Origin of the sequence: Spectribacter acetivorans (assembly GCF_031846305.1) — a bacterium.
Lineage (GTDB): Bacteria > Pseudomonadota > Gammaproteobacteria > Nevskiales > Salinisphaeraceae > Spectribacter > Spectribacter acetivorans.
The window spans coordinates 1-17,762 of record NZ_JAVRHY010000018.1; the positions used below are offsets into that span (position 1 = coordinate 1).

Sequence of the window (17,762 nt, forward strand, 5' to 3'; positions counted from 1 at the left end):
CCGGGCGATCGGACACAAAAAAGCCCGGCCGACGGCCGGGCTGGGTTGCTCGACGATTGAGCGCGCCGGGTATTACTGGCCGCCGCCCTGGGCGGGCGCCATCGCCTGGAGTTCGCCCCGGAGCTCCTTCATGCGGGCCAGCAGATCATCCGTTTTGGGGTTCTGCTCACGCATTGCCTCGAGGGTTGCGTCGTTGAGTTCCTCGGCCTTGGCCTGGATTTCCGGCTTCTGCATTACCTTTTGCTGGGCTTGGCGCATCTCCTGCTGTTCGGCGCGCAGCTTTCCGATCAGTTCCTTGCGGCGCTCGTCCGCGACGTCTTCACCGCGCAATTCGGTGCCCATCTCCTTGATGGATTCGCGCTTGGACTCGACGTCGTAGCCCTCGCTCTTCATCTCGCTGACCACGCGATTACGGAAGGTTTCCTGCTGTTCCGTGATATCCGGGTTCTCGGCCACGGCCTTCTTGCGGATGCCCTGCAGCTCGCTGGAAACCTCGCGGTATTCCTTGATCACGGACTGCATTTCCGCCTGCTGGGCGGGTGAGGCAGCCGGGGCCTGCTGGGCGACGGCGGCACCGGAAACGGAGGCGCCAACCCCCAACAGGGTGGCCGCGGCCATGGTGGAAAATTTTCGCATGTGCATTACTAACGTCCTCGAATGAAAAGTGGGCGTTGGGCCTCGGACAGCGTTGCAGGCTATCAGTGCCCCGGTGAGTGATCAAAAATGTCCGGCCGATGCCAGACGGTCGGCCACCCGTATCGGCTCGGGCAATCGGTACCTGTGCAGACATGCCACGACCTGTCGAACGGCGGTCGGCAGATCGATCCGGTGACCGGGCGATACGTAGACCGGCGCGACGCGGGTTCGGGTCCGCAGCACCGCGCCGATGATCTCGTCGCGGTCACGCAGGGCGGACCAGCTACCGCGTTCCGCCGGCACCGGCTCGTGCTCGCCCACCAGCCGGGTCTTGCCGACACCGATGGTGGGTAGCCCGGTGGCCAGGCCGATGTGGCAGGCCACGCCCATCCGGCGGGGATGGGCATAGCCGTGACCGTCGCATAGCAACAGATCCGGCTGCCGGCGCAAGCCCTCGAGTGCCTCCACAATGGCCGGTACCTCGCGGAACGAGAGCAGCCCAGGTACATAGGGAAACCGGGTTGGCTGTCGCACGATCTGCTGATCCAGCAGGGTCATGTCGCTGGCGTCACAGACGGCCACCGCGGCGCGGGTTACCCGACCGCCATCTTCGAAACCTACATCCGCGCCGCCGATCGTGGCGATCGCGGGGAGCTGGTTTTCCAGAATGAGCTGATCGCGCAGTTCCCGCTGCAGCTGGATTGCCTGTTTCGGCGCCAGATTCCAGCGTCGCGCGGCGGACAGCCCCGTTGCGGCCTGGCTCAGAAGCGGTCGCGGGCGCGGGAAATGGCCAGTTTCAGGCTATCCCAGGCGTGCTCGGCGCCCTGGCGGATATCGTCGAACGCCGCCTCGCTGGCGTCCCGCGCCCGGGAAAGCTGGGACTCGGCCTTGTCGCGCTGTTCGCGCAGCTCGTTCATGTAATCCTCGTACTGATGCCTGGCATCATCCGAGGCCTGGCCGGCCTTTTCCTTGAGGCGATCGATTTCCGCGTTGACCTCGTCGATCTTGCTCTTGATGCGGTTGATCCATTCGTCGCGCGTGGACATTGATGCGTCCTGTTGTCGAGTGACGCAGGCACGCTGTGGGGCAGCGGGACGGTTTTCAAGTATCGGCGGGCGTGTCTCGTGACTCGACCAGCGCCGCCATCGCGGTCAGGGTCTCGCGGCTGACGTGGTGCTCGATACCCTCGGCGTCCTGGCGGGCCGCCTGTTCGGGCACGCCGATGGCGCGCAGGAAACGCAGCACCACCAGATGGCGGCGGCGCGAGGTTTCCGCCATGCGGCGGCCGCGGTCAGTGAGGAAGATGGCGCGATAGGGTTCGCTGTTGACCAGGCCGCGTTCGCCCAGACGGCGGATCATCTTGCCCACCGTGGCCTGGGTGACGGCCATGCGCTGGGCCAGTTCGACGGCCCGGGCCTCGCCCTTGGCGTCGATCAGGTCGGCAATCAGCTCGACGTAATCCTCGATCAGCTCGGATTCATGGGCCTTGCGAACGTGGGCGTGCTGACGGGCGTGGGCCTCCGGGGACAGCATTTCGCCCGGACTGTCCGGCGAACTGACATGTTCCAGCGAGTGCGGCACGGATTTGTCAGCCATGGAATCAGGGCTCGCGAAGGGCGTCGTCAGCGCGACAACGAAGCCCAGTTTGCCATATCGGACGGTTCTGGAACCTCTGATTTATTCCGTGCGGCCTGCGCCGGCGTCCCTGTCAGCCGTTTCCGGCCCGCAGCTGGCGCAGCACCGGCGCGGTATTCGGGCGCACGCCGCGCCAGCGGTGAAAGGACTCGGCCGCCTGTTCCACCAGCATGCCGAGACCGTCGCAGACGGCCGCGGCGCCATGCTGCCGGGCCCAGTCCTGAAACGGCTGCGAGGCGGCACCGTAGACCATGTCGTAGGCCGTGGCCCCGGGGGCCAGCAGATTGGCGGGCAGATCGGGCAGGGCGCCCGCCAGTCCGGCCGAGGTGGCGTTGATCAGCACGTCCACCGGCGTGCTGTCGGCCAGGTCGGCGAAGCCGATGCCGCTAGTCGGTCCCTGCGCCGCAAAGCGTTCGGCCATGGATTGCGCCTTCGACGCCGTGCGGTTGGCGATGATCAGGTTGGCGGGCTCGGCGGCCAGCAGCGGGCCGATCACCCCCTGGGCGGCGCCGCCGGCGCCCAGCACCAGCAGGCGACGGTCGGTCAGTGTCACGGCGCGGTTGTGCTGCAGGTCCCGCAGCAGGCCGGCACCGTCCGTATTGTCGCCCTCGATCCGCCCCTGGTCATGCGCAATCAGGGTATTGACGGCCCCGGCTGCTCGGGCGCGATCGCTGAGCCGATCGGCGAAGTCGGCGGCGTCCAGCTTGAACGGCACGGTCACATTGAGGCCGCGACCGCCTGCCTCGAAAAAGGCCCGCGCGGTGGCGGCAAAGGCGTCCGGTTCGGCCGGCAGGCGGTCGTAGTGCATGGCCTGGCCGGTCTGCGCGGCGAACGCGGCATGGATGTCCGGCGACAGCGAGTGGGCCACCGGATTGCCGATCACCGCGTAGCGATCGGTCACGGCGTCGAGTCGTCGGCCAGCCAGCGGGCCACGTCCACTGCAAAGTAAGTCAGCACGCCGTCGGCCCCGGCCCGCTTGAAGGCGGTCAGGCATTCCAGCACCGCCTTGCGCTCGTCCAGCCAGCCGTTGGCGGCGGCGGCCTTGAGCATGGCGTATTCGCCGGACACCTGATAGGCGAAGGTGGGCACGCCGAAGGTATCCTTCACCCGGTGGACTATATCGAGGTAGGGCAGGCCGGGCTTGACCATCACCATGTCCGCGCCCTCTTCAAGATCGAGGGCCACCTCGCGCAGGGCTTCGTCGCTGTTGCTCACCGGCATCTGGTAGGTGTGCTTGCCGCCGCCACCGAGGTTGCCGGCCGAGCCCACCGCCTCCCGGAACGGGCCGTACAGGTCGGACGCGTATTTCGCGGCATACGACAGGATCAGCGTGTTGACGTGGCCGTCGGCCTCCAGCGCATCGCGGATGGCGCCGATGCGGCCGTCCATCATGTCGGACGGGGATACCACGTCGGCGCCGGCCGCGGCATGGGCGCGGGCCTGGGCCACCAGTTGCGCCACCGTGGGGTCGTTGACCACATAGCCGGCGTCGTCCAGCAGGCCGTCCTGGCCGTGGCTGGTATAGGGGTCGAGTGCCACGTCGGTGATCACGCCCAGCTCCGGGAAGGCCCGTTTTAGCCGGCGGATGGCCTCGGGCACCAGGCCGTCGGGATTGGCGGCCTCGGCGCCGTCCGGGGTCTTGCGGGCCGGGTCGATCACCGGGAACAGTACCAGCGCGGGCACGCCCGCCGTCACTGCCCGTTCTGCCTCCGATAGCAGGCCGTGCAGCGTATGTCGCCGTACGCCCGGCATGGCGGCCACGTCGACTGGTTCGCCCTCGGTAATGAACACGGGGTAGATCAGGTCATCTGTGGTCAGGCCGCGTTCGCGGGTGAGACGACGGGCAAAGGCGCTGGCGCGGGTGCGCCGGAGGCGGGTCTGCGGGTAGCGTCCGGGAAAGGCCTGGACCATGTTGCTTGCTCCTGCGGCGGGCGCGGCGCGAGTATATCAAGGGCGGGATGCCACCCCGCCCGGCAACAACCGAGGCACCGATGCGAGATACTCAACCGCTGTTCCAGCAGACCGATTTTCCGCCCCTGCGGCGTGCCCGGCTGGAAACGCTGCAGATGAACCTTGGCTATCTGTGCAATCTGGCCTGTACCCACTGCCACGTAGCGGCCGGACCGCGGCGCACCGAGCTGATGGACCGCGAGACCATGGACGTGGCCCTGGACTTCATTCAACGCCAGTCGATCGCCAACCTGGATGTGACCGGTGGGTCGCCCGAGATGAACCCGCACTTCGAGTACCTGATGCGCGAGGCAGCGGCGCTAGGCACCCATCTGATGGATCGCTGCAATCCCACCATCATCGAGGAGCCCGGCTACGAATGGGTGCCGGATCTGCTGGCCGAGCTGCGGGTGGAGGTGGTGGCGTCGCTGCCCTGTTACACCTCCGACAATGTCGACAAGCAGCGCGGCAAGGGCGTGTTCGATGCCAGTATCAAGGCATTGCAGAAACTCAACGACCGCGGCTACGGCCATCCGGACTCCGGCCTGACACTGAACCTGGTCTACAACCCCGCCGGCCCGACATTGCCGCCGCCGCAGGAGCAGCTCCAGGCGGATTACAAGCAGTTTCTGACGGACGAATTCGGGATCGTGTTCAACGACCTGTTCACGCTGGCCAACATGCCGATCAAGCGTTTCGGCAGCATCCTGCTGTCGAAGGGGCAGTTCGGCGATTACATGGCGTTGCTGCAGGAGTCCCATCGCGCCGAGAATGCGCGCAACGTGATGTGCCGGAGCCTGGTGAGCGTGGATTACCGGGGCTACGTCTACGATTGCGACTTCAACCAGATGCTGGACGTGCCGCTGGGAGCAACGAACCGGCCGCGAACCCACCTGCGGGACCTGCTGGATACCGATTTCAACGGCCAGTCGATTGCGGTGGCTGACCACTGCTACGGTTGCACCGCCGGCCAGGGATCGTCCTGCGGCGGGGCCCTGAACTGACTCACCGGCGCGCCCGCGCGTGACCGCCAAGCAAGGAAAACGAGCATGAGCACAGCCAGCGTTGTCGAGCGTTACACCCAGGGGGCGCAGGCCCGGGAAGAGGCCCTTTGCTGCCCGGTGGACTACGACCGCAGCCTGCTGGAGATGCTGCCCGCCGAGATCGTCGAGCGCGACTACGGCTGCGGCGACCCTTCGCGTTACGTGCAGACCGGCGACACAGTGCTGGATCTGGGTTCCGGCGGGGGCAAGATCTGCTACATGGCGGCCCAGCTGGTAGGTGAGACAGGCCGCGTCATCGGCATCGACATGAACGACGAAATGCTGGCCCTGGCCCGCCGCCATCAGGCCGATATGGCGCGCCAGCTGGGCGGCGACCGGGTGATCTTCCACAAGGGACGCATCCAGGATCTGGCACTTGATCTCGCCGACACCGAGGCCTTTCTCGCCAAGCGCACGGTGGCCGATACCAATGACCTGCTGGCGCTGGAAGCCCATCAGGATCAACAGCGGCTGTCCCGCCCGCTGATTCCCGATGCCAGCGTCGATCTGGTCATCTCCAACTGCGTGCTTAATCTGGTGGCCGAGCGGGACCGCCGGCAGATGATCGGCGAGATCTTCCGCGTGCTGCGGCCGGGTGGCCGGGTGGCCATTTCCGACATCGTGGCCGATCGTCCGGTGCCCGAAGCCTTGAAGCGGGACCCGCAGCTCTGGAGCGGCTGCATTTCCGGCGCCTTCCATGAGGCGGCCTTCCTCGATGCCTTCGCGGCCGCCGGCTTCCACGGCGTGGCCTACGACAAGTGGCAGAACGAGGCCTGGCAGGTGGTGGACGGCATCGAATTCCGGTCGGTCACGCTGGTCGCCACCAAGGGGCCGACCCAGGCCGAGCGCGATGCCGGGCATGCGGTGCTCTACCGCGGCCCCTATCAAGCCGTCATCGACGAGCGCGGCCAGAACTTCCCGCGCGGGCAACGACTGGCGGTCAGCGACCGTGATTTCGAACGCCTGACTGGCGGCGCCTATGGCGAGGATTTTGTGGGTATCACGCCGAGCCAGCCGCAGGACGCGCCCTGGGCACTGGTTCACGGTACCACCCGCCCGCCCGGCCCGGCCGGCAGCGACCGCTACACGGATGGCAATCAGGGGCGCGGCTGCTGTTAAGCTACGCTCCCATGACGGATTTCATCGCTGCCCCGAGCCGCTTCCATGGCTGACAATTCCCAGCTCGCAGAATGGCTGGAAGCCGTCGGTCGTGGTGACGAGCAGGCTTTCCAGCACCTGTATCGGGCGACGTCCGCGCATCTCTATTCCCTGCTGCTCCGTATGTTGCGCAACGAGGAGCGGGCACAGGATGCGTTGCAAGACACCTTCGTCAAGGTGTGGAAGAAATCGCACACCTACTCCTCGGATCGGGGGTCGCCGCTGACCTGGCTGTTGTCGGTGGCCCGTTACAGGGCACTGGACATGCTTCGGCGCCAGCGTCCGGAAACCGGCATGCCGGAGGATCCGGACGTCGAGGCGCTGCTGCTGGTAGACGAGAACTCGCCCGGGCCACAGGACGAGAACGTCACCGAGGAGGCGCTGGCAGCGGTGCGGACATGCTTGGGCACATTGCAGGCGGATCAGCGTCGTAGCGTCATTCTGGCCTACTACGAAGGGCTGACCCATCAGGAATTGGCGGCACGCCTCGGCGCGCCGCTGGGAACCGTCAAGAGCTGGGTACGACGCGGGCTGATGCGCCTGCGCGAATGCCTGGTGGAAACACGTTAGATGAACGACCACGAGCCACAACCCGAGGACACGCGCGCCGCCGAGTATGTGCTGGGCACACTCGACGCCGAGCAGCGTGTGGCCGTTGACATGGCTCTGCAGGCCGGCGACGCGTCGCTGGCGCGCGAGATCGCCTGGTGGGAGCAGCGCCTCGGTCAGCTCGGGCTTGAACTCGAGCCCGTCGCGCCGCCGGCCCACGTCTGGTCGCGGATTGCGCTGGGCACCGGCATTGGCCGGTCGTCGGTGGCCGGGGGGCGTCGTCGCAGCCGGCGCCTGTGGCAGGGGCTTGCCACTGCCGCCAGCCTGGCCGCGGTGGCGCTGGCACTGGTCCTGTTGCTCGGGCCGGACCGGCCGGGGGTGGAAGGTGAAGCGGGTGCGCCGGTCTACGCCAGCGTGATCCGCGACGAGCCCACCGGCGCCGGCTGGCTGGTCACGACGGCGGACCGCGGCGACCGGCTCGAGGTGACGGCTCTGCGAGGCTATCCGACCGACGCCGACCACTCGCTGCAGCTCTGGTTGCTGCCGGAGGCGGGCAATCCGATTCCCCTGGGTCTGATGCCGCAGGCCGGACGCCACCGGATGGGTCTGCCGCCCGAGGCGGCCGATGCCCTGTCGGCCGCAGCCAAACTGGCGGTATCCCTGGAGCCGGCCGGCGGCTCGCCGACCGGGCAGCCCACCGGGGAAGTGCTCTGGGTCGAACCGCTGACCGGGCAGCCCGGCTAGGGTAGCGGCCATGCTTGCCAGCTCGTCAGGCAGTCGCCGCCTGGTCCGCCCGGTCGACTGACCGGCAGTCAGAGTCCCACCTTGATGCGCCCCCGCGCCTCCCTCAACGCCGAACCCGGGCAGATATCGGCCTGGCTGCAGGCGGTGGCCGCGGGCGATCAGCGCGCCTTCCGGCGCCTTTACCAGGCCACCGCGCCGAAACTTATGGCCCTGCTGATCCGTATATTGGGGACGGAGGAAGCGGCGGAAGATGCGCTTCAGGACGCATTCGTCAAGATCTGGCAGAAAGCCGGCAGTTACGCGCCGGAACGCGGGTCGGGTTTGACCTGGATGTTGACGGTGGCGCGTTACCAGGCACTGGACATGCTGCGCCGTCGACGGCCGATGGGCTCCATTGACGATACGTCGGTCGAAACCAATGCCGCACTGGCCGAGCGTGCCGCGCTGCAGCCGGAGAATCACGAGGAGACGATGCAGACGCTGACCCGGATACAGGATTACCTCGGCGACCTGCCCCGCGATCAACGGCGGGCGCTGATGCTGGCCTATTTCCGGGGCATGCCCTACCGCGAACTGGCCCAGCGCCTGCGGGTGCCCGAAGCCACCATCAAGACCTGGGTACGACGCGGTCTCGCGCGCTTGCGCGAACGCCTCAAGGAGCGGCCATGAGCCACAGCGATTGCGACAGCGAACAGGCCTATCTGGCCGCGGAATACGTGCTTGGCGCGCTGGAACCCGAACAGGCCAGAATGGTGGGCGAGCGCCTCCGGTTCGACGCGGTTCTGCGTGACGAGGTCGCCGCCTGGGAACACCGGCTATCCGCGCTGGCCCGGGACCTGCCGCCGCGTCCGCCGCGATCCGGCGTCTGGCAGAGCCTGGTCGACCGGCTGGGGTTCGATCACTGGCGGCAGCAGCTCTGGTTCTGGCGCGGCATGACGGCGGCCTCGATGATGGCCACGCTGGTGCTGGCGGCACTGATGATGGTCGGACCGGGCAACAGTCCGGTGCCGACGCTGTCACCCGCCGATACGCCGCTCTACGTCAGCCTCATTCGTGATGAAACACGCGGCGTGGGCTGGCTGGTTACCGCCGGTCCGGACAAGCATGAACTGCGCGTGAAGACGCTCGGCAGCTACCAGGTGTCCGATCATAAGTCGCTGCAACTGTGGCTGCACAACCCGACTGGCGAACTGGTTTCACTCGGATTGCTGCCGACCGACGGCGAACAGAGTTTCGTTTTGCCGACCAATCTGGCCCAGGCCCTGTCCGATCGCGCCACGCTCGCGGTGTCGGTGGAACCGCCCGGCGGTTCGCCCACCGGCCGGCCGACCGGCCAGACGGTGTCGATCGCGCCGGTGACGGCGGAGACCGGCGCGGAGACCTATTCGGCCTCGTTGAGCGACCAGTCGTAGCGGTAGCCGGCGATATCGTCGGCGGCATCCAGCCGGGCCGACAGACTCGGCTCGGCGAAGCGGCGCAGGTGGCTGATGACGCCGGTTTCGCTGCCGCCGAAATCCACCTGATACCACTCGTAAATTTTCGATACCAGTAGCCGGCCGTCATCGAAGCGCGCCCCGCGCGGGCTGTTGACGTAGGCACGCGCGTTGTCCCGCAGTTGCTCGTTCACCCGAGCCCCGAGATACGCACTGTCGCGCAGGTTGGGGCAGCCCACCGAGGCGCAGTTGACCCCGTAGTGGGTCAGGCCGTCGCCCCAGATCGGCCGCAGGATGCGGTGCTCGATGTCGTCCAGACTCAGGGGTTTGCCGTCCACCGTCAGCAGTTTCTGTTGCCAGGCGTTGCTGCCCAGGCCGAACAGGCCGCCGCCGATGTCGCGGATGCTGTCCAGCGGATAGTTTTCCAGAATCAGTCGCACGGTGGCGGCGTTGTACAGATTCAGCCAGTAGGCTCGCTGGACCGGACGGTTGTAATCCGCGATGGCCACGTTTTCCAGCCGGCGGATGTAGGTATCGAGCGTCTTGCGGTCCGCGGCGCTGACCGCACCGTAGCGGACCCGGTTCAGGCCCAGGGTCGGGTCCGGCACTACATGATTACCGAGAAACTCGCTCCAGGCGGCGTGATCGATGGTAGCGGTGCTGTTTTCGTCGTGTGCGGTCCAGTGTTCCCACAGGTTAGCGGTGGGCACGGCCTGCGCGGTGGCAGCGGCAAGCAGGGAGATGAGCAGTACGCTGATGAATCGCATGGGGTCAGTCTTTTTCGTCCTGATTGAAGTAAATAGACCGGGTTCAGTCGTGATTGCTCGCCGGCCTCGCGCTTGACCCGCCGGCGGCGCTTCGGGAAAGCTGCCGCAAAGCCGCCGCCGGATCGGATCATGTCCGCAGTCTATCTACTTGCCATTGACCAGGGCACGACCAGCAGCCGCGCCATCGTGTTCGCCCGTGACGGCAGCATCGTCGGCAGCGCCCAGCGCGAGTTTCGTCAGTACTTCCCGGCCGAGGCCTGGGTGGAACACGATGCGGATGAAATCTGGCGGATCACGCTGGCGGTGTGCCGCGACGCACTCACCGATGCCGGTGTGGCGGCCAACGACATCGCCGGCTGCGGCATCACCAACCAGCGCGAAACCACTGTCATCTGGGACCGCGCCACCGGCCGGCCGGTTCACCGCGCCATCGTGTGGCAGGACCGCCGCACCGCCGACTGGTGCCGCGAACACGGAAGCGATGAGCGCGAAGCCTGGTTGCAGGCGCGCACCGGCCTGCTGCTGGACCCGTACTTCTCCGCCACCAAGATCCGCTGGCTGCTGGACAACGTGGACGGTGTGCGCGAGCGAGCCGAGGCAGGCGAACTGGCCTTCGGCACCATCGACACCTGGCTGCTGTGGCAGCTCACCAACGGGCGCGCCCACGCCACCGACGCCTCCAATGCCTCGCGCACCCTGCTGTTCAACATCCACACCCAGGACTGGGATGACGAATTGCTGGCGTTCTTCGGTGTGCCGCGGGCCCTGCTGCCCGACGTCCATGACAACGCCGCCGATTTCGGCCGCATCGATGCCGACCACCTGGACGCGGCGATTCCGATTGGTGGCATGGTGGGGGACCAGCAGGGGGCACTGGTTGGCCAGGCCTGCTTCGAGCCCGGCATGGTCAAATCCACCTACGGCACCGGCTGTTTTCTGGTGCTGAACCTCGGCCGCGAGGCGGTGACCTCGCGCCACCGTCTTCTCACCACCGTGGGCTACCGGCTGAACGGCGAGACCACCTACGCGCTGGAAGGCAGCATCTTCGTGGCCGGCGCGGCGGTTCAGTGGCTGCGAGACGCGCTGCATCTGATCGAGCAGGCGCCGGAAACCCAGGCCATGGCCGAGTCCATCGACGGTACTGACGGCGTGTACCTGGTACCGGCTTTCACCGGCCTGGGTGCGCCGTACTGGGACCCGGCAGCCCGTGGCGCGATCTTCGGCCTGACCCGCGACACCGGCATCAAGCAGATCGTGCGCGCGGCGCTGGAATCCACCTGCTATCAGACCCGCGATCTGGTGGAAGTCATCGGCGACGATGCGGTCACCCCCACCGAGCTGCGCGTGGACGGCGGCATGGTAGCCAACGACTGGGTATGCCGCTGCCTGGCCGATGTGCTGCAGATTCCGGTGGCTCGGCCTGGCGTGATCGAGACCACGGCGCTGGGGGCGGCCTATCTGGCCGGCCTGCAGGTCGGCGTGTACGACTCACTGGCGGAGATCGGCGCGCTGTGGCAGGCGCAACAGACCTTCGCACCGCAGCGCGATGCGGCGGCCATGCAGGGCCTGTACGAGGGCTGGCTGGCGGCCGTTCAGCGAGTGCGTTCAGGCTGACCGTCAGCTCGCGCGGCGCAGGGTCAGGTTGATCCGCGCCTCGCCCGCGAACGGATGGGAGCCCGCCCGTAGCGGCGCGATGCCGTGGTAACGCAGCCGGGCCGCCGCGCCCCAGACAGCCACATCGCCATGCTCCAACGGCACCCGCTGCGGTCGGTCGGCCCGTCGGTCGCCGCCGAACAGGAACGTGGCCGGCAGGCCCAGTGAAACCGAGACGATCGGCGCGTCGAAGTCCTGTTCGTTCCTGTCCTGATGCAGGCCCATGCGAGCGCCGGGCTGGTACCGGTTGATCAAGCAGGCGTCGGGGTCGAACCCGGTGTAACCGGCCGCGGTGGCAGCGGTGGTCGCCAGCTCGCGGAACACGGTCGGCATGGCCGGCCACGGGCGCCCGGTCTCGGGATCATCTCGGGTGTAACGATAGCCGCGCCGGTCCGTGGTCCAGCCAAGCTCGCCGCAGTTGGTCATGGCCGCGGACATGCGATGGCCGCCGGGCGTTTCCATGTGCCGGAAGGGGGTGTCTGCCGTTACCTGCTCGATGGCGGCGGCCAGCGCGGTTTCCCGGTCGAGTGCGAAGCCGCGCAGGATCATCGCGCCCTCGGCCAGGGTTTCCCGGTGTTTGGCCGGGGCGAACAGGTCGGCAGTGCGGCCGCTCATGTCCGGCGTTCACGCGTGAGCAGTTTGCGCTTGCGATCCACGCCCCAGCGATAGCCGGACAGATTGCCGTCGCTGCGCACCACGCGATGGCAGGGAATGGCCACGGCCAGCTGGTTGGCCGCGCAGGCGCCGGCCACGGCGCGGACCGATTTCGGCCGGCCGATGCGGGCGGCGATGTCCGTGTAGCTGGCGGTCTCGCCCGGCGGAATCGCCCGCAGCGCTTCCCAGACACGCTGCTGGAAGGCGGTGCCGCGGATGTCCAGTGGCAAGTCGGCGCCGGTCTCCGGCGATTCGACCAGGCCGACGACACGGGCGACCAGTTGCTCGAAGTCGCGATCGCCGCCGACCAGTTCGGCATGCGGGAAACGGTCCTGCAGTTCGTGGGTGAGGGCCTCGGGATCGTCACCGAGATAGATGGCGCAGATGCCGCGCTGACTGGCGGCTACGAGGATCGCGCCGAGCGAACTCTGGCCCACGGCGAAGCGGATCGCGGTGTTGGTGCCGCCAGCGCGGAAGTCGCCGGGGGTCATGCCCAGTACCGCATCGGCCTGTTCGTAGAAGCGGCCGCTGGAGCCGTAACCCGCCTCGAAGATGGCCCGGGTCACCGGCGCGCCACCGCGCAGCTCCTGCCGCAGGCGTTGCTCGCGATGGGCGGCGGCGTACTGGCGCGGGGTCAGGCCGGTCAGGCGTTTGAAAAGCCGGTGGAAATGCGAGGGGCTGAAACCCACGTGGGCCGCGATCGCGTCCAGACCGGGCGCGGTGTCGGCGGTTTCGATGAAACGGCAGGCAGCCGCCACCACCGCGACATTGGCGTTGGTCGACGCGGGCAGGTCCGGGCGGCAGCGTTTGCAGGCACGGAATCCGGCCGCCGCGGCCGCGGCGCCATCGGTGAAGAAGCGCACGTTCTCGCGGCGCGCGGCACGCGACGGGCAGGAGGGGCGGCAGTACACGCCGGTGGTGGTCACGCCGTAGAAGAAATGGCCGTCGGCGGTCGAGTCGCGGGCGGTGATCGCCGCCCAGCGCGCCGCGTCAGCGCGGCGGTTGGTGGCGGAGTCGGGTGCTGGCGTGCTCATGGGAGGAGTCTCCGTGATTGACCGTCTGCCGCCAAGCGTAGTCATGCGATTGGTCGCCGACACTCCGTATTCTGCCCTTGAATCCCCGCCCACGAAAAAGCCGGCACGAGGCCGGCTTCTCCGAGTTCCGCTTTCGCGTTTCGCTTACAGCAGGTTTTCCACCGCGGCGCGTTCCTCGCGCAGTTCGGTTTCGGTGGCGGTCATCTTCTCGCGGGAGAAGTCGTCCACGTCCAGGCCCTGCACGATCTCGTACCCGCCGTTCTGGCAGACCACGGGGTAGGAGTAGATCACGCCGGGTTCGATGCCGTAGCTGCCGTCCGACGGGATGGCCATGCTGACGATGCCGTCGCTGCCGAGCACCCAATCGTGGATATGATCGATGGCCGCCGACGCCGCCGACGCCGCGGAGGAGGCGCCGCGCGCCTCGATGATCGCCGCGCCGCGCTTCTGCACGGTGGGGATGAAGTCGCTGCGGTACCAGTTCTGGTCGACCAGATCGGCGGCGGCCTTGCCGTCGATCTTGCAATGGGCGATGTCGGGATACTGGGTGGCGCTGTGGTTGCCCCAGATGATCATGCCTTCGATGTCGGTGACATGCTTGCCGGTCTTCTGCGCCAGCTGGGTCAGGGCCCGGTTGTGGTCCAGGCGGGTCATGGCGGTGAACTGGCCGGGGTCGAGATCGGGCGCGTTGGCGCTGGCGATCAGGGCGTTGGTGTTGGCGGGGTTGCCCACCACCAGCACCTTGACGTCGCGACTGGCGTGATCATTCAGGGCCTTGCCCTGCACCGAGAAGATTTCGGCGTTGGCCTGCAGCAGGTCGGCACGCTCCATGCCCTTGCCGCGGGGCCGGGCGCCCACCAACAGGGCGACGTCGGCCTTCGCGAAGGCGACGTCGGGGTCGTCGGTGGCGACGATGTCCTGCACCAGCGGGAAGGCGCAGTCGTTGATTTCCATTACCACGCCCTTGAGCGCGTCCATGGCCGGCGGAATTTCCAGCAACTGCAGAATGACCGGCTGGTCCGGTCCCAGCATGTCGCCGGCGGCGATGCGGAAGATGAGCGAATAGCTGATCTGACCGGCACCACCGGTGATGGCCACGCGTACGGGGGTTTTCATGGAATCTCCTGCGTCCCTGAGAGCCTGGAAGGCGCGCGATGATAGCCGAAATCGCCCGGGGCGTAAAAAGCAACCGGATTGGCAGCCGGCGCGTACATCGGGGATAGTAGCGGCCGCCCGGCGGGACGGCCGGGCATTTCCGAAGGAGAATCTATGCGCGTTGCCGTGGTAGGGACCGGCATTGCGGGTCTGGGCGCGGCCTGGCTGTTGCAGCAGGCGCACGAGGTGACGGTATTCGAGGCCCAGGCCCGGCCTGGCGGTCACACCCATACCGTGGATGACGGCGACCAGTCGGTGGATACCGGTTTCATCGTCTACAACGAGCCCGCCTATCCGCGGTTGAAGGCGCTGTTCAAGGCGCTGGGCGTGGCCACGCAGGCCAGCGACATGTCATTCGGCGTGTCGGTCGATCGCGGCCGTCTGGAATGGGCGGGGGATAACTGGCGCACGTTGTTCGCCCAGCCGAGCAATCTGTTGCGGCCTTCGCACACCCACATGATTGTCGACATCCTGCGCTTCAACCGGCAGACGAAGAAGTTGCTGGCTGATGACGCGCTGCCGGATCAGTCGCTGGGCGAATTCCTGGACGAGCAGGTTTACGGTCAGCCGTTTCGCACCCGCTATCTGCTGCCCATGGCCGCCGCCATCTGGTCGGCGCCGACCGCCAGCATGCTGTCGTTCCCGCTGGCCAGTTTCGTGCGCTTCTTCGACAACCACGGCCTGCTCAACGTTAGCGACCGGCCGCAATGGCGCACGGTCACCGGCGGCAGCCGCGAGTACGTGAACCGGATCATCGCCTCGCTGACCCGACCGCCGCGGCTGGAAACGCCGGTGGTCCGCATCGAGCGCCGGGCCGAGGGCGTGGCGGTGATCGACCGGACCGGCAACGCGGAACTATTCGATCAGGTGGTGCTGGCCGCCCATGCGGACGACAGCCTGACCATGCTGGCCGATGCCACGCCCACCGAACGGGAACTGCTGGGCGCCTTCGGGTTCCAGGACAATCATGCCGTGCTGCACAGCGATATCAGCCTGATGCCGAGGCGCCGGGCGGTGTGGTCTTCCTGGAACTACCTGACCGAGGACGACGGAATTACCGGGCAGCGCGTGGCCGTAACCTACTGGATGAACCGGCTGCAGCGCATTGCCGGGGACCGGACCTATCTGGTCAGTCTCAACCCGTTGCACGAGCCGGATCCGGCCACCGTGATCCGGCGCATGGACTATCGCCATCCGGTGTTCGATCGGGCGGCGGTGGCCGCGCAGGCAAGGCTCGACGAAATCCAGGGCCGCGATCGGGTCTGGTTCTGCGGCGCCTGGTGCGGTTACGGCTTCCACGAGGACGGACTCGCCGCCGGGGAGGCCGTGGCCCGCGGACTCGGCGTCATCCCGCCGTGGGAGTCGGACGTTGCCTGAGTCGACCCTCTACGACTGCCGCATCGTGCACCGGCGGCCGGGGCCGCCGCGGTACCGGTTCGCCTATCGCGCGTTCTATCTGTGGCTGGACCTGGATCGGCTGGATGCCGATCTGGCCGGCCTGCGCCTGCTCTCGCGCAATCGTTTCAATCTGATGTCGTTTCACGACCGCGATCACGGCGCGCGGGACGGCGGCGATCCGGCCGCCTGGGCGCGCGCCCGGCTGGCCGACATGGGTGTCGACGCCGGCGGCCGCGTGCGGTTGCTGTGCATGCCGCGGATTCTCGGCTACGGCTTCAATCCCATCAGCCTGTATTACTGCGAGAACGCTGCCGGCGCTCTGGTGGCCGTGATCGCCGAGGTACACAACACCTTCGGCGAACAGCACAGCTACGTGCTGCACAACGACGGCGGTCCGGTGGATCTCACCCGTAGCCACGACAAGGCCAAGGTCTTCCACGTTTCCCCGCTGCTGGAAAGGGCCGGGCGCTACCGCTTCCGGCTGGTGCCGCCGGGCGAGCGCATGGCGCTGGGCATCCGTCTGCTTGCCGACGATGGCAGCCAGCGCATCGCCACCGCCCTGTCGGGTCATCGACAGCAGTTGGCAGATCGCAACCTTTTGGCCCTGTTCCTGCGTATACCGGTCATGACCGTGAAAGTGACGCTGGCCATTCACTGGCAGGCGTTGAAGATCTGGTGGCGGGGTGCCCGCTTCCATGCCAAACCCGAACCGCATCGACCCAATATTTCCTGATCCCATGTCCAAGCGTGAAGAGTCTCTCCCCCGCGTCAACGAACAGCTGCCCTGGCTGCTGCGGCTGGCGCTGAGCCGCATCGGGCGGCTGCGTTACGGCCGTGTCGAAGTGCTGCTGCCCAACGGCCAGCGGCGCGAGGTCGAGGGCGAGATGCCCGGTCCCAGCGCCACGCTGCGGCTGTGCGGCCCCCGGGCGATGAGCCGGGTGCTGACCGGCGGCGAACTGGGTTTTGCCGAAGGCTTCATGAACGGCGACTGGGATACCCCCGATCTCGCCAACCTGATCTACCTGCTGCATCTCAACGAGGATTATCTGGTGCCGCAGGTGCCCGGCGTGACCCGGCTGGCCCGGGCCTGGAGCGGCTGGCGGCACCGGCGCCGGCGCAATACCCGGCGCGGCTCGCGACGCAACATCGCCTACCACTACGATCTGGGCAACGATTTCTACGGCCTGTGGCTGGACGACACCTGGACTTATTCCAGTGCGGTGTTCGACACGCCCGAGACGGATTTGGCCGAGGCGCAGCGGCACAAGTACCAGTTACTGCTGGACCGGCTCGAGATCCGGCCGGGTGATCACATTCTGGAAATCGGCTGTGGCTGGGGCGGCTTTGCCCGTTATGCCGCGCAGGCGGCGGACGTTCGCGTCACCGGTATCACTCTGTCCACCGAGCAATTGGCATTCGCCCGCGAGCGGGCTGCCGAGGCCGGCCTGGATGATCGCGTGGATTTCCGGCTGCAGGATTATCGTGACGTGCAGGGCCAGTTCGATGCCGTGGCGTCGATCGAGATGTACGAAGCCGTGGGCGAGGACTACTGGCCGTCGTATTTCCGTGCCATCCAGCGGGCGCTCAAGCCCGGCGGCCGCGCGGCGATCCAGGGCATTACCATCGATCACGCCCAGTTTCCGAGCTACCGTGATGAAGTCGATTTCATCCAGCGCTATATCTTCCCGGGCGGCATGCTCGCCTCGCCGGAAATCTTCGAGCGCCAGGCGCGCGCGCAGGGCCTGGTGCCGTCCGACGCCCGTTTCTACGGCAGCCATTACGCGGAAACGCTGTGCCGCTGGCATCAGGGCACTTGGGCGGCCAGACAGGCGATTCGCCAGCAGTTCGACGATCGCTTCCTGCGCATGTGGCGTTACTACCTCGCCTACTGCGAAGCCGGTTTCCGTTCCGGTAACATCGATTTGATGCAGATCACCTTGCAGCGGGCCTGAC

20 protein-coding genes are annotated in these 17,762 nt (G+C 67.2%); 10 read left to right on the forward strand and 10 right to left on the reverse strand.

Translation table 11 applies throughout. The features are described from left to right. Window positions 1-72: 72 nt before the first annotated feature. The 6 genes from RM531_RS14285 to hemB all read right to left on the reverse strand — a co-directional run bounded on the left by RM531_RS14285 (window position 73) and on the right by hemB (window position 4,182). Complete coding sequence (locus RM531_RS14285; RefSeq protein ID WP_311660199.1) at window positions 73-642, reverse strand: hypothetical protein; 570 nt, start codon at window positions 640-642, stop codon at window positions 73-75. Window positions 643-717: 75 nt separating this feature from the next. Then, window positions 718-1,401: a deoxyribonuclease V gene (gene nfi, locus RM531_RS14290; protein WP_311660290.1), complete on the reverse strand. Its 684-nt coding sequence runs from the start codon at window positions 1,399-1,401 to the stop codon at window positions 718-720. Continuing rightward, window positions 1,398-1,682, reverse strand: coding sequence for a sll1863 family stress response protein (locus RM531_RS14295; protein WP_311660200.1), 285 nt, complete (start codon window positions 1,680-1,682; stop codon window positions 1,398-1,400). The genes nfi and RM531_RS14295 overlap by 4 nt, the downstream gene beginning before the upstream one ends. Before the next feature lie 55 nt (window positions 1,683-1,737). Then, window positions 1,738-2,232, reverse strand: a complete 495-nt coding sequence (gene mntR, locus RM531_RS14300; RefSeq protein WP_311660202.1) for a manganese-binding transcriptional regulator MntR — start codon at window positions 2,230-2,232, stop codon at window positions 1,738-1,740. Between the two features lie 112 nt (window positions 2,233-2,344). Further along, complete coding sequence (gene aroE / locus RM531_RS14305) at window positions 2,345-3,172, reverse strand: shikimate dehydrogenase (protein ID WP_311660204.1); 828 nt, start codon at window positions 3,170-3,172, stop codon at window positions 2,345-2,347. Then, window positions 3,169-4,182, reverse strand: coding sequence for a porphobilinogen synthase (gene hemB, locus RM531_RS14310; protein WP_311660206.1), 1,014 nt, complete (start codon window positions 4,180-4,182; stop codon window positions 3,169-3,171). Before hemB ends, aroE begins: the two co-directional genes overlap by 4 nt. Window positions 4,183-4,262: 80 nt before the next feature. Here hemB and arsS point away from each other — a divergent pair, with 80 nt between their 5' ends. The 6 genes from arsS to RM531_RS14340 all read left to right on the forward strand — a co-directional run bounded on the left by arsS (window position 4,263) and on the right by RM531_RS14340 (window position 9,127). Then, window positions 4,263-5,225, forward strand: a complete 963-nt coding sequence (gene arsS, locus RM531_RS14315; RefSeq protein WP_311660208.1) for an arsenosugar biosynthesis radical SAM (seleno)protein ArsS — start codon at window positions 4,263-4,265, stop codon at window positions 5,223-5,225. A 45-nt stretch (window positions 5,226-5,270) separates the two neighbouring features. Next, window positions 5,271-6,383 carry a methyltransferase domain-containing protein gene (locus RM531_RS14320; RefSeq protein WP_311660210.1) on the forward strand — a complete coding sequence of 371 codons (1,113 nt, stop codon included), beginning with the start codon at window positions 5,271-5,273 and terminating at the stop codon, window positions 6,381-6,383. 45 nt (window positions 6,384-6,428) lie between these two features. Continuing rightward, on the forward strand, window positions 6,429-6,992 hold the full coding sequence (locus RM531_RS14325; protein ID WP_311660211.1) for an RNA polymerase sigma factor: 564 nt from the start codon (window positions 6,429-6,431) through the stop codon (window positions 6,990-6,992). After that, window positions 6,993-7,715, forward strand: a complete 723-nt coding sequence (locus tag RM531_RS14330; protein ID WP_311660213.1) for an anti-sigma factor — start codon at window positions 6,993-6,995, stop codon at window positions 7,713-7,715. Window positions 7,716-7,799: 84 nt separating this feature from the next. Beyond that, entirely contained in the window at window positions 7,800-8,384 is a 585-nt protein-coding gene (locus RM531_RS14335; protein WP_311660215.1) for a sigma-70 family RNA polymerase sigma factor, read from the forward strand. Further along, complete coding sequence (locus RM531_RS14340) at window positions 8,381-9,127, forward strand: anti-sigma factor (protein ID WP_311660217.1); 747 nt, start codon at window positions 8,381-8,383, stop codon at window positions 9,125-9,127. The genes RM531_RS14335 and RM531_RS14340 overlap by 4 nt, the downstream gene beginning before the upstream one ends. Here RM531_RS14340 and RM531_RS14345 read toward each other — a convergent pair. Continuing rightward, window positions 9,097-9,915, reverse strand: a complete 819-nt coding sequence (locus RM531_RS14345) for a DUF547 domain-containing protein (protein ID WP_311660219.1) — start codon at window positions 9,913-9,915, stop codon at window positions 9,097-9,099. The genes RM531_RS14340 and RM531_RS14345 overlap by 31 nt on opposite strands. A gap of 129 nt (window positions 9,916-10,044) precedes the next feature. Here RM531_RS14345 and glpK point away from each other — a divergent pair, with 129 nt between their 5' ends. Beyond that, window positions 10,045-11,529: a glycerol kinase GlpK gene (gene glpK, locus RM531_RS14350; RefSeq protein ID WP_311660220.1), complete on the forward strand. Its 1,485-nt coding sequence runs from the start codon at window positions 10,045-10,047 to the stop codon at window positions 11,527-11,529. Between the two features lie 3 nt (window positions 11,530-11,532). Here the strand turns inward: glpK and alkB are convergent, their stop codons facing one another. The 3 genes from alkB to RM531_RS14365 all read right to left on the reverse strand — a co-directional run bounded on the left by alkB (window position 11,533) and on the right by RM531_RS14365 (window position 14,372). Continuing rightward, window positions 11,533-12,183, reverse strand: a complete 651-nt coding sequence (gene alkB / locus RM531_RS14355) for a DNA oxidative demethylase AlkB (RefSeq protein ID WP_311660221.1) — start codon at window positions 12,181-12,183, stop codon at window positions 11,533-11,535. Next, a complete protein-coding gene (ada, locus tag RM531_RS14360) occupies window positions 12,180-13,256 on the reverse strand; it encodes a bifunctional DNA-binding transcriptional regulator/O6-methylguanine-DNA methyltransferase Ada (protein ID WP_311660223.1) in 1,077 nt (358 codons plus the stop codon). The genes alkB and ada overlap by 4 nt, the downstream gene beginning before the upstream one ends. Before the next feature lie 144 nt (window positions 13,257-13,400). Next, on the reverse strand, window positions 13,401-14,372 hold the full coding sequence (locus tag RM531_RS14365) for a malate dehydrogenase (RefSeq protein WP_311660225.1): 972 nt from the start codon (window positions 14,370-14,372) through the stop codon (window positions 13,401-13,403). Window positions 14,373-14,525: 153 nt separating this feature from the next. Here RM531_RS14365 and RM531_RS14370 point away from each other — a divergent pair, with 153 nt between their 5' ends. Genes RM531_RS14370 through RM531_RS14380 form a run of 3 tightly spaced genes read left to right on the forward strand, consistent with a single transcriptional unit; the run spans window position 14,526 to window position 17,761 of the window. Next, on the forward strand, window positions 14,526-15,788 hold the full coding sequence (locus RM531_RS14370) for an NAD(P)/FAD-dependent oxidoreductase (protein ID WP_311660227.1): 1,263 nt from the start codon (window positions 14,526-14,528) through the stop codon (window positions 15,786-15,788). After that, on the forward strand, window positions 15,781-16,542 hold the full coding sequence (locus RM531_RS14375; RefSeq protein WP_311660229.1) for a DUF1365 domain-containing protein: 762 nt from the start codon (window positions 15,781-15,783) through the stop codon (window positions 16,540-16,542). Before RM531_RS14370 ends, RM531_RS14375 begins: the two co-directional genes overlap by 8 nt. 4 nt (window positions 16,543-16,546) lie before the next feature. Further along, window positions 16,547-17,761: a class I SAM-dependent methyltransferase gene (locus RM531_RS14380; protein ID WP_311660231.1), complete on the forward strand. Its 1,215-nt coding sequence runs from the start codon at window positions 16,547-16,549 to the stop codon at window positions 17,759-17,761. Window position 17,762: the final 1 nt, after the last annotated feature.